Origin of the sequence: Mesorhizobium sp. M7A.F.Ca.CA.001.10.2.1, from assembly GCF_003998575.1 — a bacterium.
Lineage (GTDB): Bacteria > Pseudomonadota > Alphaproteobacteria > Rhizobiales > Rhizobiaceae > Mesorhizobium.
Genome location: NZ_RZQY01001296.1, coordinates 1 through 548 on the forward strand (window position 1 = coordinate 1; position 548 = coordinate 548).

A 548-nucleotide genomic window follows, 5' to 3' on the forward strand; every position below is an offset into this window, starting at 1 on the left:
ACGACCGCCGCTGGCGCGTCGCCGGCCGCATCAAGCTGGGCGACACCGTGATCGGCTGCGGCATGCCGCATCTCGGCCGCGGCCGCCACGGCAATTTCCTGGTCGAACTGCGCAATGTCATGGCCGAGGTTTCCGGCGTCCGCCGCCTCGGCTCCGCATCGCTCGATCTCGCCTATGTCGCCGCCGGCCGCATGGATGGCTTCTGGGAAACCGGCCTGTCGGCCTGGGACATCGCCGCCGGGCTGCTTTTGATCCGCGAGGCGGGCGGCTTCGTCTCCGACATGGATGGCGGCCAGGACATGCTCGACAACGGCTCGGTCGTCGCCGGCAACGAGATCATCCAGCGCGCTTTGCTGAAGGTCGTGAAGAAGCCGCTCTCCTCCCGCTGACAGCCACGCCGCGCTGATGCGCCGCAGTCGCAAAACCGCAATGGAAGCTTGAAATACTGCCCGGCATGCGCCCAAATTGAAGGGCGCGGTGCAGGAACCCGGCTTAGTGAGAGACAACCAACCCTACCCCGATATCCCGTTCATCGGACGCTGGCACTA

1 protein-coding gene is annotated in these 548 nt (G+C 66.1%); it reads left to right on the top strand.

Annotated elements, in window-relative coordinates; genetic code table 11:
- Window positions 1-389, top strand: a 389-nt coding sequence (locus EN964_RS36740; protein ID WP_281059610.1) for an inositol monophosphatase family protein, incomplete at its 5' end; no start/stop codon positions are given.
- Window positions 390-548: the final 159 nt, after the last annotated feature.